The sequence below is a fragment of the Filimonas zeae genome (genome assembly GCF_014641615.1).
GTDB classification, from domain to species: Bacteria; Bacteroidota; Bacteroidia; order Chitinophagales; family Chitinophagaceae; genus Filimonas; species Filimonas zeae.
On the sequence record NZ_BMIB01000006.1, the window covers coordinates 239,769 to 253,040 of the forward strand.

Below are 13,272 nucleotides of genomic sequence, written 5' to 3' on the forward strand. Positions count from 1 at the left end.
TTCTAGCAGTTGGTTATTTTATAGCCATGTAATAAATGACCAGCGACATCTGCCCGTCTAAATTATTGTTATCACCTACCACCAGTCTGTCAAAGCTGGTAGTAAATGTAGAGGATGGCGGTAGTAGCAACAAACCGTTTTCATTATTCAGCGTTGTTACCGTCAGTTGCTGCGCAAGGTAGGCAGTAACATCGTAGGTATAAGCTGTATTCCTCAGGTTTGTATAGTCATAAAAAAGGTTACCCGTCTGTGTGGTATAAGAAGTACTGGAAGTATATACCAGATCTGTTCCCAGCTCATTCTCAATATCGGTGGTTACCATACGCAAAGCGGCTGGCAGTGCATACGGGTAATTATACGTATTCAACACCGGCTTAATGGTAAGGCGGGCAGATAAGATGTTAGAATAGTTAGGAGCGTTGGTAAGCGCCGTTCTTAATGAAGGGAAGCGTACTTTAACCATAGACCCGGTAAGAAACTGCATAAAGGCCCTGTTTCCGAGTGCAGGCGAATAAATCTGCTTTCTGTTAATGCCAAACCCTGCATTGCCTAACGCTGTACCGGAACGATCAATGTCAATGTGATTGAACTGATGACTGGTGTTAGAAATATCGAAGGTGGCGTAAGTCTGCTGCCGTACTACATCTGTATTTTTATAGTACAGGCGTAAAGACATACTGTCTTTATAACCGAGAATCAATTGGTCAGCAGCATCACTACCCACACACAGTCCTTTTAAAACAAAGTTGCGGAACTTTTCAGCGGTAGAAAGTGCATCATCGTTCCTCTTCATCATCCTGAACAACGTATCGCCCAGGTTGGTGCCATCCAGTCTTACAACAATAGAATCAGTACGGTTGGGGCTTACATACAATGTTCTGCTACCCAGTAAGGTGCTTTTTCTGGCAAAAGAAGTGGTATTGTACAGAGTACCCGCAGTGGCATAATCAGTATTTAACACCGGCTCAATCAGTTGATCCAGCTCATATACATTCAAATGAACAGGTTTGGTTGTATCTCCATACCAGGTTTTGTTAGGCTTTAAAATCAGCACCAGAGAATCGAAGGTATCATCAGTACCCGGAGTAACAGATGGGGCGGATACTTCAAAATAATTCATGGCAGATGACTTTCCAAAAACAGGATCGTTGTTGGTGCCTATCAGCGCTACACCCGGGGAGGCAGTTGAAAAGGAATCCACAAAAACAGTAGAAACAACAGGAGTAATAGTATCCAGCTTAATAATTTCGGTATGGCTTCCATCCACCTGTTGCTGGCCAAAGTCAACATCTACCTTTTTGCAGGAAGGGAGCAGAAAAAATGCGATAGCAGCCAGTAGCGTCCATTTCATAAATCCGTTGCACCTGACAGTGAAAGATGAGCAAAAACGACTGGTGTGCATGAGTATAATTGTTAATATAAATAAGTGTTAGAAAATCTTTAATCGGCCACAATATTAGTATTATTCAAAAATATGCGCGCAAATAGGCTTATTTATTATTGTTAAATGAACCACAAATAAGGCTGGTGCGGAATAAATTTTTCGTACCATGCAGCGTTTCCACACCGTACTTTTCTTAGCATCTGCCTTTTGGCAGCCATAAAACTCCGGCTAAATACCCTTGCTAAATCAGGATATACTGTTAAAAAATACTGCCGGGCAGCGTAAAAGACTTGTTAGGGTATCTACCCTCAGAGCATGAGAATAGATGGGTCTGGTTATCCGGACCGGTCATTCATCAGTAACATAGAAAACAATATCCACCGTATCATTTCCCTCCAAAAAGACAATAGTATGATCAACAGCGTAATTATCGATGATGAACCATTGGCTGCCGGCCTTATCCGCGATTATATAGAAAAAGTGCCGTTTCTGAAGCTGAAAGCCACGTTTAGCAACGCCCTGGAAGCCATTCAGTATATTGAACAGGAAGAAGTGGACCTGTTGTTTCTGGATATCAGAATGCCCGGCATTACCGGTATTGACCTGTTAAAGAACCTGAAAAAAAGGCCAGCAGCCATATTTACCACTGCTTATCAGGAGTACGCCATTGAAGGTTACAGCCTGAATGTGGTAGACTATCTGCTGAAACCCATATCCTTTACCCGCTTTGTAAGTGCCGCTACCCGGGCTCAGGAGCATATTAACATGGTTAAAAGCTGCCGGCCGCAGTTTCAGACTGTCTCGCAACAGGAATTCATTTTTATTAAAACAGAATACAAGATTGTGAAGGTAGACCTGAGTGATATTCTGTATATAGAGGGCCTGAAAGACTACTCAAAAATTTACCTGAAAGACAACAGCAAGCCCATTTTTACGCTGCAAAACCTGAAATCGTTCGAGAGCAAGTTGCCTAATGACCGCTTTATCCGCATTCACCGTTCTTACATCGTTTCTATAAATAAGATCAACGTAATTTGCAAGAACCGGGTAATGATTGCACAGACAGATATACCAGTCAGTATCGGTTTTAAGAATAATTTACAAGAAATTGTATTCAGAAATTCGTAGACCTAATTAAAAAAGCCGTTATTTTGGCCGCGATAAATTTTCAAAACGACATGAATTATATGAAGAATTCATTACTAATTCTCAGCACGGCTTGTGTGGCCCTTATAATGGGTTCTTGTAACAAAAGCTCCAGTACACCTGATACAGAAGAAGGAAACTGGGTAAAAAGAGGTCAGTTTGATGGTCCTGCACGTGCCGGAGCTGTTTCATTTGTAATTAATGATACTGCTTATGTAGGAACAGGTATTAATAAAAATGCAACCGGTAACTACGTGGATGAAAACGGAAACCTGCTGTTGCAAAACGGTTATCTGAAAGATTTCTGGAAATTATCTATGCCTCCGGTAAGCACCGGAAATGACCAAACCGGCTATACCTGGACTCAGGTTGAAGAATTGCCCGGTACTTTCCGTGCATATGCAGTTGGTTTTAATATTGGCAATACTGGTTATGTAGGTACTGGTATTTCTTCTGATGGAATTAACTTCCTGAGAGATTTTTATGCATTTGACGGTAAAGTTTGGACCGCTAAAGCCAACTTCCCTGGTAGCGCCCGTGCTTACGCTGTAGGCTTTGGCTTAGGTAGCAAAGGCTACATTACCACTGGTTTCGATGGTGCCAATACCGTTAAAGACAATTTCTCTTACGATCCTGCATCTAACAGCTGGTCTCCTGCACAGTCAATTTCAGGCGACAAACGCAGAGGTGCTTCGTCTTTTGTTTACAAAAACAAGGCATACCTGTTCTGTGGCTACAGCAGCTCTTCTTATCTGAATGATATGTGGGTTTTAGACAGCACAACGCTGAAATGGACTCAGCTGCGCAACATTACAAACACCTCTTCTGACAGCTATGATGACGATTATTCCGACATCTACCGTCAGAATGCAAGCACTTTTGTAATTGACGGCTACGGTTATTTAACTGCTGGTGATCAGGGTGGTACGCTGATTTCTAAAACCTGGCGTTATGACTTTGCTAACGATGTATGGTTGAGAAGAACAGCTTTGGAGCGTACGCAAAGAACAGGTGCAGTTGGTTTTACTGTACGTAACAGAGGTTTTGTAGGTACTGGTGTTTATGGTTCCAGCTCTTATCTGGAAGACTTCCAGGAATTTATGCCTAACCAGACATATGAGGCAAACGACTAAGATATCAGCACTGCTTCTTTCTCTGTGTATGCTGCTTGCTGTGGTAAGCTGTAAAGAGCAGAAGAAAAAAGAAAGTCCGGACGATCTGCTCCCAATAGAACTAAAGCTGGTTCAATTAGGAGAGGGCCAATGGGGATACGATATCTACGTTGACCATAAAATGTATATTAAGCAGGATAGAATACCAGCAGTTTCCGGGCTTCATGCATTTGTAAGCAAAGAAGAAGCGGAGAAAACAGGAAAACTGGTAGTTGAAAAGATTAAGAAGGGACAGGTTCCAGCGCTTAGTAAAGCAGAAATACAACAGTTGAATATTACTATCAAGTAGAAGCTTTGACTGAATTATAAAAAAAGCCCGGCATTGCCGGGCTTTTTTATTGCGTTTGTATCTTATAAATCAATGTGGCCGGATGTTACTGTCTGGCCATAAAATCTGGTAGCAGCCGCGTCAAAATCGGCCGGTGAGTCAGTAGTAAAGAAAGCTCTGTTGCCACTTTTCGTTAGCCGCTCTTCCATTTCAGGATGCCTGTGCAGGTAATCTGCAAGGCTTTCAGCCACTATTTCGCCCTGCGCTATTACTTGTGTGCCTTCAGGTAAATGCTGCTGTATTTTCTCTCTTATCAGCGGGTAATGTGTACAGGCCAGCAACACCGTATCTACATCCGGCTGTTTTTCTTTTAACTGCTCTATATACTTGTGGATGAAGAAGTCTGCCCCTTCATTACTAAACTCATTGTTTTCAATAAGTGGCACCCACATGGGGCATGCCTGCTGCTGAACGTTTAAACCCGGAAAAAACTTCTCAATTTCCAGAAGATAGGATTGGGATTGCACAGTGCCATTGGTGGCCATAATGCCCACCTTATTCGTTTTTGTATAGCGGCCTATTACTTCCGAGGTAGGTCTTATTACGCCCAGCACCCTTTTATCAGGCGCTATTACCGGCAAATCTTTCTGCTGTATACTTCTCAAAGCCTTTGCCGAGGCAGTATTACAGGCAAGAATTACCAGCGGGCACCCCTGTTTAAAAAACCATTCTACGCATTGCAGTGTATAGTGATAAACCGTATCAAAAGAACGGGAGCCATAAGGAGCACGTCCATTATCGCCCATGTATATATAATCGTACTGAGGAAGGGCCTTTACAATTTCTTTTAATACGGTTAATCCGCCATACCCCGAATCAAAAACACCAATAGGTTGAAGCTTCTGCTGCATAAAAGCAAAGGTATATACAAACGAAAAGAGACAGCCTTGCGAGCTGTCTCTTTTACTATGTTTTAAAGCGTTACTGCTTAGTTTTTGCCTGCTGGCTTAACAGCTGGCTTAGGAGCGGTTGCTGGTTTAGCATCATCATCAACAGCACCGGATCCACCCAGTTCCTGTGGTAAAGCTACTTTCAACTCTTTTGCAACCAGTACAAAAATGTTTTCTACTGCAGAAGAACCGAAGAATTCAAAGCTGTTTGGCTTTAATACCAGCGAAAATTTCTTAGCGTCCAGTACTTTTTTGTACCCGTTTACTACTTTCTCGTAAATAGGCTGAGCCAGGATAGCTCTTTTCTGCTGAGATTTGTTCTCTGCAATCTGCTGCCAGTAAATCAGGTTCATAGCAACCTGCTGACGGTTGTTTTTGTGCATCTCTAACACAGCTTTGGATTTACCTGCTGCAGAGTCTGCTTTGTAAATGCTATCCAGACGTTGATATTCGGACTGGTAATCATTATATTCAGCTGCCAGAGAATCTCTTTCGTAAACCTGAACAGTACTATCAACAGCGCGATAACCGGGCATCACCTGCATCATGATCTCAATGTCAAAAACCCCGATTTTCAATGGCTGCTGAGCCTGAGCCTTCACTGCTTCTGAAGATGCTAACAAAGAACCCGCAACCGCAAGCAGTGATAATAACACCTTTTTCATTTGTTGATTGTGTATGAAGTTAAAAAATAAACTTTTAGTTTTTAATGCCCAAATCTGCCAGAATATCGTCACTCTTATCTAGTTTGGGGTCGGCAAATATAACAGTAATTCCTTCACTTTTATCCAGAATAAAGTCATAACTGCGCGCTACAGCTAATTTTTGCACAGCGTTATAAACTTTGTCCTGTAAGGGTTTTATCAGTTTCTGGCGTTCTTTAAACAAGTCGCCTTCATACCCAAAACGCTTCTTCTGTAAATCTCTGATTTCCTTCTCTTTATTAAACAGCTCGTCTTCTCTTTTCTTTTGTAGCTCATTACTCAGCATCACCTTCTCTGCTTCGTAATCCTTATACATTTTATCCAGCACTGTCTGTTTGGCATCAATTTCTTTCTGCCAGGTTTCGCTGGTTTGCTGCAATCGTATTTCAGCCGTTTTATACTCCGGTATTTTACCCAGAATATACTTGGTGTCAATAATAGCGTAGCGCTGGGCGTTTAACATACCGGCAAACAGGCACAAGCCGCAAGCCAGTAAGAATAATTTCAGCTTCATACAAAACTTCTTTTGATGAATATATAATATTTATTCCGGTTCAAAGCCTAACATAAAGGTAAATCTGCTGGCACCTTTCAGGCCATTGCCAGGCGTGGTTCTGTCTAAACCAATACCATAGTCAAAGCCAAGCAGGCCAAACATAGGCAGGAAGAAACGCATACCCACACCTACAGATCTTCTTAAGCGGAAAGGATTATAGTCCTTAAACGAATACCATCCATTGGCCGCCTCAAAGAAGGTTAAACCATAAATAGTACTGCTGGGGTTTAAGCTTAATGGATAGCGCAACTCCAGCACATATTTATTAAACATGGTAAAATATCTGGAAGCGCCCTGCTGATCGGGGTTTATGGTAGGATCGGAGGTTTCGTACACCGGATAACCACGCTGGGCAATAATGTCATACCCCAACAAGGCAAACGTGTTACTTAAACCTGCATCACCCACCTGGAACCGTTCGAACGGAGATACCTGCAGGTCGTTATTATAGCGGCCGATAAAGCCGTATTTGGCAGCAGCCTTTAATACCAGCTGCTTGTTACGTTCTGCGCCATGCGGTGCAGTTAACGGCACATACCATTCTCCGGTAAAACGCCACTTATGGTATTCCACCCATTTATATGGATTTGACTCACGCACCACTCCCGGATTAAGCAAGGAGTAAGGAGGAGTCAGCTGAACACTCAGCAAATAGTTAGAACCCGATCTTGGAAAAATGGGCTGGTCAACAGATGAACGCTGCAGCGCCACTTTCAAACTCAGGTTATTGGAATGGCCATTCTGCCAGATGCTTCCATCGCGTAACGTAAGGTTACGGTCAATAGCATAGTTACGTAATTGATAACGCGCATAACTCAACGTAAAGCCCAGATTGAAATAGTCATCCGGCCATTTCAGTTGTTTTGCCAAACCAACAGACACACCGGTAGTACGGAAGAAGGAAGTATCTCCCGCTGCTTTTTCATAACGGCCTGTCATATAATTATAGGCATTGGAATATTTGGTATCAAATAACCCAACAGTAAATGCATTTCGCTTTTTACCGCCCAGCCAGGGTTCGGTAAAGGATACGTTGTAAGAACGGTAGGCCCGCCCATTACTCTGTACACGAAGACTCAGCTTTTGCCCGTCGCCGGTTGGCAGCGGATCCCAGGCTTTTTTACTAAAGATGTTTTTAGCAGAAAAGTTATTAAAGGTAACACCCAGTGTACCGGTTAAACCAATACCACCACCAAAGCCGGCACTCAGTTCCAACTGATCGCTGGACTTCTCTTCCAGTGTATAGTTAATATCCACCGTACCCTTATCAGGGTTAGGTACCGGGTTAATACCAATTTTCTCCTGGTTAAAATAACCCAGGTTGGCAATTTCCCTTTGTGAACGGATCAGCAACTGACGGCTGAACTTATCACCAGGTATGGTACGCAACTCACGACGGATTACGTGTTCCTTGGTTTTGTCGTTACCGGCAATGGTAACTTTTTCAATGGTAGCCTGCGGGCCTTCCACTATACGTATTTCGTAATCGATGGTATCATTATATACCGCAGTTTCCACAGGGTCTGTACGGAAAAACAGATAACCGTCATCCATATACAAGCCGCTGATGTCGCCGCCTTCAGGAGAAACGGATCTGCCCAGCTTTTTATTCAGCAGTTCCGCGTTATAGGTATCACCCTTACGGATAGCCAGAATTTCTGTTAACAGAGAATCGGAATATTTGGTATTACCTCTCCAGGCAATGTTACCGAAGTAATATTTATGCCCCTCATCCACACGAATGTTGATGTGCATATTACCATCTATATAATACATGGTATCTTTTACAATAGCCGCATCACGGTAACCGAGAGAGTTATAGTAGTCAATCAGGTTTATTTTATCCTCATCGTACTTCTTATCATTAAACTTGGCAGAAGTAAACAGCTTAAACCTAACGTATGGGTCTACCAGCTTTTTGGTTTTAGAGGGTACCAGAAAGCCCCACTCCTTTACATACTGCTCAAAAGTGTACACCTTAGGGTCAACCCAGCCAATAGTATCTTTAGTAGGATACAATGTAAAACGGCTTCTTTCTTTGGTACCTTTTAACTGCTTTTTCAGCTTGGCTTCATCCACCTGATTGCCCACAAATCTGATCTCATCAATTTTTACCTTGTTAGATTTATTGATGTTGAAGTAAAGCAACTGGTAGTTTTCTGCGGAAGGATCGTTCACTTCCTCCGTTCTTACAGTAATGTTGCGGTAGGCCTTATCGAAATAATATTTTTTGATAGCGTCAATAGCAGACACCTTCATGTTTTCAGTAATAACCCTGCCTATAATCAGACCTGTTTTAGCTTTCAAATCGTCCTGCTCGCTCTTTTTGGCACCTCTGAAATAAAACTTAGACAGGCGCGGGCGCTCAGTAACGGCAATTTCCAGATCAATACTTTTACCATCCAGACGGGTAACATAAATTTCTACATCGCTGAAATAGTTCTGTGCCCACAGCTTGGTAATAGCCTTGGCAAAATTGTCGCCGCCGGGGATAGAAATTTCATCGCCTGGGTTAATACCTGCAATGGACAATAATAAAGCCTCATCAAAGAATTTGTTTCCGGTAACTTTTATAGTCCCAATTTTATACTTCTTCGGGGTCTTTTGATTCAGCAGATTCATCAGATCGGCATCAATAGAAGTGATCTGGCCGGTAGAATCCGGCTTTTGTTCTGGAACCTGTGCCATGGCGAAACGCGTGCCCATGCAGGCAACGATTACCAGAATAAATGATTTACAAGCTGTACGCATCCAATTGCTGTTTGTTTAAACCGGGCTGAAAGAGCCTTATCCAGCTCTTGTCAGCAGTTGGCTTTGGGATAAGTGGCGGCAAATTAACGGGAATTATTAAAAGTGTTTGTTAAATCACCCCCTCATTTTTACATAATTTATTATTATTCTACTAAATGGTGCCGGCAGGCTGCTGTAGCTGTTCGCTGGTTTTACCAAATCGCCTTTCGCGTTTCTGAAAGTCGAGTATCGCCTCGTACAGATTTTTTTTCCTGAAATCGGGCCAGCAGGTATCTGTAAAGTATAACTCTGCATAAGCAAGCTGGTATAACAAAAAGTTGCTGATCCTGAATTCCCCGCTGGTTCTTATCATCAACTCCGGATCAGGAAAAGCGCTGGTGGCAAGATAACGTTGAAACAGAGGACCATCTACTTCTTCCGGTTGAACTTTACCGGCTTTTACATCTATAGCTACCTGCTTAACCGCTCTAATCATCTCCCAACGGCTACTGTAACTTAATGCCATAATAAGGTTCAAACCGGTATTTTTACTGGTTTCTTCCAGCGCTTCCGCCAGTTCCTTATGGGCGTAAGCTGGCATCATAGACATATCGCCTATTACATGCAGCTTAATATTATTCTTATTTAAAGTGGGAACTTCTTTCCGGATGGTATCTACCAACAGCTCCATTAAACCGGTAACCTCGTTTTCAGGCCTGTCCCAGTTTTCTGTACTGAAAGCATATAAAGTCAGGTATTCCAGCCCTATTTCAGCGCTGCCTTCCACAATATCGCGCACGCTTTCCACTCCGTGAAAGTGACCGTATAATCTGTCCTGGCCTTTTTCTTTGGCCCAGCGGCCGTTACCGTCCATAATAACGGCAATATGCCTGGGTAAACGACTTTTATCTATAGTATCCTTCAATTCCTGCATAGTGATGCCTTAAAGAGGCGGACAAATTTAGGCTTTCTGAAACAAACAAAAGCAGAAAGCGGTGCCTACCTTGGATTAGGAGAAGGACAGCGGTAACTGGAAATATTAAAAGAAAGTCCTATAAGAGCAACCATATAGCCATCGTTTTGCGAGCTGTTGCCACGCTGCCGGCCTTTAAGCCCAATCATAGAGCCGGTTTCATAGCTGCGATCCTGTAGCAGATAACCTATAGAAGGGTCGCCGGTAGAGGTAACAGGGAAGGCATCAGGTGCGTAAGTAGTACTTACATCGTCCAGATAATCGGTAGTGGTAAAGCGGTAACCCACTTCGCCAAACAGGTTAACACCAGAAGAAAGTGCGTATTTCATGCCCACTGTAAGCGGGAAACACATAGCGGTAGAACTGTAGGGTTTGCGGCCCGGATAGGCTGCGCTGCCCTGCCCCTCTGTTCCAATCTGGCGTAAATTATATTTTTCGCCACCCAGATATGCATAGGGGTTGAAGGAAAAAATGCCAAGTCCTAAAGACACATAGGGCGTGAAATTAAAGCCTTCCACACCGGGATAAAATTTGAAGAAGTTAAACTCACCACTTAAACTCAGCTCCCATATATTGCTGTTAAAGCTAAGGTTTCTCCGGCGCTGGGTTTCGTTTTTGCTGTATTTATCAGAATATCCCACAGCAGCGTAATTGCCCGAAACTTTAATGCCGATATAGTTATTGAGTTGTTTGCGAAAAAATATACCGCCGGCAAACTTGGGTCTGTTTACAGCGGCCCGGGTGTTAAGGTCGCCAAAATAATGCGCCCCACCTACAGCCAGTCCAAATTCTCCCTGATGCACGTAGCTGTCCAGCCATTGTGCCTGAGAGCCGGCAGTGAGTGTGCATGCGGTTAACAGTAGTAGTAGTTTCTTATACATATTTGCAAAATACAGAATGTTCGTATAACGAAAAATCCTTTAATTTCTTGTTTAAACCGGCGTCTAATTTCTTTTATCCAGCCCCCAGGTAAGTTTATTTCTTAGGGTAGATAAAAAGCTGTTCTCATTCAAACGCACCAGTTTAACACTGAAACTTTCTTTTTTAATGGCCAGTTGCACATCTTTATCTACTATCTCTCTGCGCGAATCTAAAGTACAGATAAACTGGTTATGCCTGCCCTCCACTTCAAACGAAATAATATTGCTGTCGGGCACTATAATAGGACGCACATTTAAATTATGTGGCGCTATAGGTGTTATTAAAAAACTGGAGGAGTCGGGAAACACTATGGGGCCGTTACAACTGAGGCTATACCCGGTAGATCCGGTGGGGGTAGAAACAATCAACCCATCGGCCCAGTAAGTGTTCAGAAACTCTCCGTTCAGATACGTATGCACTTTAATCATAGGCGATACATCCCGCTTGTGCAATGCAAACTCATTTAAAGCAAATGAAGCATTGTCAAACAAAGGAATATTCGCATCCAGATGTATTAAAGAACGCTTATCTACTACATAAGTACCATTGGCAAGGGTATCTACCGCTACACTCAACTCTTCTTTGCCTATACTTGCCAGAAAGCCCAAACGACCAAAATTGATGCCGAGAATAGGAACGCCTTTATCACGTACCAGGCCTACCGCATCCAGAATAGTACCATCGCCACCAAGGCTGATTAAACACTCCACCTCACTGCTAAGGTCGTTATGATCCTTAAACATAGCAATATCAGCACCCGCTGTACGAATATCGTCCAGATGATCGCTCAATGCCTCATGTAATAAAATGGAAATGTTGTAGCGCCGTAACTCTTCTGCCAGAACAAGCAGTTGGTTATGTTGTTCTATGTCTAGTCCACGGCTGTAGATAGCTACTTTCATGCGCAAATATACTGTGCAATGCCTCCGGCTGGCGGTGAAATGCTGTTTTTTGTAAAAGAAGGCTACATTTTAAGGTAGGTCATCAGCAGATCGTAGTTCTCCTTCAGTTCATTCTGATACGACTCTTCTCCAAAATAATGTACCACCGTATAGTCGTAACGCTGAAAAGTGGCCACAATATCTGATATTTCAGATCTGTTCACTTTAACTGTAATCTGCAATAAGCCGTTAGCTGCATCTACATAGGTATTCAGCTGCGTAATATAGGCGTCGTTTGTTTCTACCAGGCGGCTCATTTCACCAAAGGAAAAGTTTCTCTTTTCCATTTCAATAACAATAAGGCCTCCTGGCTCTTCTGCACCGGTAAACTTTTCTGCGGCATGCAGTAATTCTACCCGGGAAATTACGCCATGTAATTCTCCCGTTTCGTTAATTACTGCCACCAGCGATAAATCCAGTGCAGAGGCTTGCTTCAACGCCTGCAAAAAGTGGTCAGTTGCCCGCACCGATGTTTTTACCCATTGCGGTTCCAGCGAAGCAATAGTTGCTCCATCATCCGCATCCAGCAAGTCGTCTTTACTTACCAGCCCGCGGAATTTTTCTTCGCTGACGATGGGTAAATGCTGTACATCATAATCCTCCATTAATTGCAACGCAAACCCTGCCTTGTCAGATAAATTGACGGCAGGATAACTGGTTCCTATTAATTGAGAAGTTAACATGCGGGCACATTTTATATACAGACAACAAAAATCAGGCAATAGTTGCAGCAGGTGCTTTCAACTTACCCAGAAATTCTTCCAGGATTTTGTTGAATTCCACCGGCACTTCCATCATAGGAGCGTGACCACACTTGTCAATAAAGTACACCTCGCTGTTAGGAATGAGTTTGTTAAACTCTTTCGCTACAAACGGCGGCGTTACGTTATCGTTATTACCCCATATCAGTAAGGTAGGCTGTGTAATCTGGCTCAACTCTTCACCCAGGTTATTGCGGATAGCGCTTTTAGCAAGCGATATCGTTTTAATCACCTTCAGGCGGTTGTTGGTAATGTCAAACACTTCATCCACCAGTTCTTTGGTAGCCATGTTGGGATCATAAAAAGTAAGCTCCGTTTTTTTACGGATGTACTCATAATCACCGCGCTTGGGATAGCTATCGCCCATGCCGTTTTCAAACAGGCCGGAGCTACCGGTAAGAATGAGAGACTTTACTTTCTCCGGGTGCTTTAATACATACAGCAACCCTACGTGACCGCCCAATGAATTACCGAGCAGGTGAATGCCTTCATAGCCGCCCGCCTCTATAAAGTTTGCAACATACTTTGCCAACCCTACTACTGTGGTGTGAAAAATGTCCAGGTCGTACAAGGGCAATAAAGGGGCTACCACTTTATACTTATGTCTAAAGTGTTCAATCAGATCACTAAAGTTGCTCAAAGCGCCGAACAGTCCGTGTAAAACCAGCAGCGGCTCGCCTTCGCCTTCTTCAATAAACCGAAACTTGTCGTTTGTTTTAATCTCGTAATTCATCACTCAGTCATTCTTAATGGCTAACAACCATTT

13 protein-coding genes are annotated in these 13,272 nt (G+C 43.1%); 3 read left to right on the forward strand and 10 right to left on the reverse strand.

Annotation, left to right across the window (positions count from 1 at the left end; all coding sequences use genetic code 11):
- Positions 1-13: 13 nt before the first annotated feature.
- A complete protein-coding gene (locus tag IEY13_RS27140; protein WP_188958416.1) occupies positions 14-1,351 on the reverse strand; it encodes a DUF4270 family protein in 1,338 nt (445 codons plus the stop codon).
- Positions 1,352-1,795: 444 nt separating this feature from the next.
- Here IEY13_RS27140 and IEY13_RS27145 point away from each other — a divergent pair, with 444 nt between their 5' ends.
- The 3 genes from IEY13_RS27145 to IEY13_RS27155 are packed head-to-tail and all read left to right on the forward strand — an operon-like array spanning position 1,796 to position 3,991.
- Entirely contained in the window at positions 1,796-2,512 is a 717-nt protein-coding gene (locus tag IEY13_RS27145; RefSeq protein ID WP_188958418.1) for a LytR/AlgR family response regulator transcription factor, read from the forward strand.
- A 59-nt stretch (positions 2,513-2,571) separates the two neighbouring features.
- Entirely contained in the window at positions 2,572-3,663 is a 1,092-nt protein-coding gene (locus IEY13_RS27150; RefSeq protein ID WP_188958420.1) for a Kelch repeat-containing protein, read from the forward strand.
- On the forward strand, positions 3,647-3,991 hold the full coding sequence (locus tag IEY13_RS27155; protein ID WP_188958422.1) for a DUF4907 domain-containing protein: 345 nt from the start codon (positions 3,647-3,649) through the stop codon (positions 3,989-3,991). The genes IEY13_RS27150 and IEY13_RS27155 overlap by 17 nt, the downstream gene beginning before the upstream one ends.
- A gap of 62 nt (positions 3,992-4,053) precedes the next feature.
- Here the strand turns inward: IEY13_RS27155 and murI are convergent, their stop codons facing one another.
- From murI to IEY13_RS27200, 9 genes are all read right to left on the reverse strand, one after another.
- On the reverse strand, positions 4,054-4,881 hold the full coding sequence (murI, locus tag IEY13_RS27160) for a glutamate racemase (protein ID WP_188958424.1): 828 nt from the start codon (positions 4,879-4,881) through the stop codon (positions 4,054-4,056).
- A gap of 77 nt (positions 4,882-4,958) precedes the next feature.
- On the reverse strand, positions 4,959-5,657 hold the full coding sequence (locus IEY13_RS27165) for an OmpH/Skp family outer membrane protein (protein ID WP_188958426.1): 699 nt from the start codon (positions 5,655-5,657) through the stop codon (positions 4,959-4,961).
- Entirely contained in the window at positions 5,620-6,138 is a 519-nt protein-coding gene (locus IEY13_RS27170) for an OmpH/Skp family outer membrane protein (RefSeq protein WP_188958428.1), read from the reverse strand. Before IEY13_RS27170 ends, IEY13_RS27165 begins: the two co-directional genes overlap by 38 nt.
- Before the next feature lie 30 nt (positions 6,139-6,168).
- Entirely contained in the window at positions 6,169-8,931 is a 2,763-nt protein-coding gene (locus tag IEY13_RS27175) for a BamA/OMP85 family outer membrane protein (RefSeq protein WP_188958430.1), read from the reverse strand.
- Between the two features lie 151 nt (positions 8,932-9,082).
- Positions 9,083-9,844 (reverse strand): undecaprenyl pyrophosphate synthase, encoded by a 762-nt coding sequence (gene uppS, locus IEY13_RS27180; RefSeq protein ID WP_188958432.1) that lies wholly within the window; start codon positions 9,842-9,844, stop codon positions 9,083-9,085.
- A gap of 65 nt (positions 9,845-9,909) precedes the next feature.
- A complete protein-coding gene (gene porG, locus IEY13_RS27185) occupies positions 9,910-10,764 on the reverse strand; it encodes a type IX secretion system protein PorG (protein WP_188958434.1) in 855 nt (284 codons plus the stop codon).
- A 63-nt stretch (positions 10,765-10,827) separates the two neighbouring features.
- Positions 10,828-11,706 (reverse strand): NAD kinase, encoded by an 879-nt coding sequence (locus IEY13_RS27190; protein ID WP_188958436.1) that lies wholly within the window; start codon positions 11,704-11,706, stop codon positions 10,828-10,830.
- 62 nt (positions 11,707-11,768) lie between these two features.
- The gene (locus IEY13_RS27195) at positions 11,769-12,428 is read right to left on the reverse strand and encodes a CBS domain-containing protein (protein WP_188958443.1); all 660 of its coding nucleotides are present in this window, start codon (positions 12,426-12,428) and stop codon (positions 11,769-11,771) included.
- A 31-nt stretch (positions 12,429-12,459) separates the two neighbouring features.
- Positions 12,460-13,239, reverse strand: coding sequence for an alpha/beta fold hydrolase (locus tag IEY13_RS27200; RefSeq protein WP_188958445.1), 780 nt, complete (start codon positions 13,237-13,239; stop codon positions 12,460-12,462).
- Positions 13,240-13,272 lie beyond the last annotated feature (33 nt).

Coding starts and splice junctions, on each gene's coding strand:
- IEY13_RS27200 (WP_188958445.1), bottom strand. CDS start 13,239: ATGAATTACGAGATTAAAACAAACGACAAGTTTCGGTTTATTGAAGAA.
- IEY13_RS27150 (WP_188958420.1), top strand. CDS start 2,572: ATGAAGAATTCATTACTAATTCTCAGCACGGCTTGTGTGGCCCTTATA.
- uppS (WP_188958432.1), bottom strand. CDS start 9,844: ATGCAGGAATTGAAGGATACTATAGATAAAAGTCGTTTACCCAGGCAT.
- murI (WP_188958424.1), bottom strand. CDS start 4,881: ATGCAGCAGAAGCTTCAACCTATTGGTGTTTTTGATTCGGGGTATGGC.
- IEY13_RS27155 (WP_188958422.1), top strand. CDS start 3,647: ATGAGGCAAACGACTAAGATATCAGCACTGCTTCTTTCTCTGTGTATG.
- IEY13_RS27170 (WP_188958428.1), bottom strand. CDS start 6,138: ATGAAGCTGAAATTATTCTTACTGGCTTGCGGCTTGTGCCTGTTTGCC.
- IEY13_RS27195 (WP_188958443.1), bottom strand. CDS start 12,428: ATGTTAACTTCTCAATTAATAGGAACCAGTTATCCTGCCGTCAATTTA.
- IEY13_RS27140 (WP_188958416.1), bottom strand. CDS start 1,351: ATGAAATGGACGCTACTGGCTGCTATCGCATTTTTTCTGCTCCCTTCC.
- porG (WP_188958434.1), bottom strand. CDS start 10,764: ATGTATAAGAAACTACTACTACTGTTAACCGCATGCACACTCACTGCC.
- IEY13_RS27145 (WP_188958418.1), top strand. CDS start 1,796: ATGATCAACAGCGTAATTATCGATGATGAACCATTGGCTGCCGGCCTT.
- IEY13_RS27175 (WP_188958430.1), bottom strand. CDS start 8,931: ATGCGTACAGCTTGTAAATCATTTATTCTGGTAATCGTTGCCTGCATG.
- IEY13_RS27190 (WP_188958436.1), bottom strand. CDS start 11,706: ATGAAAGTAGCTATCTACAGCCGTGGACTAGACATAGAACAACATAAC.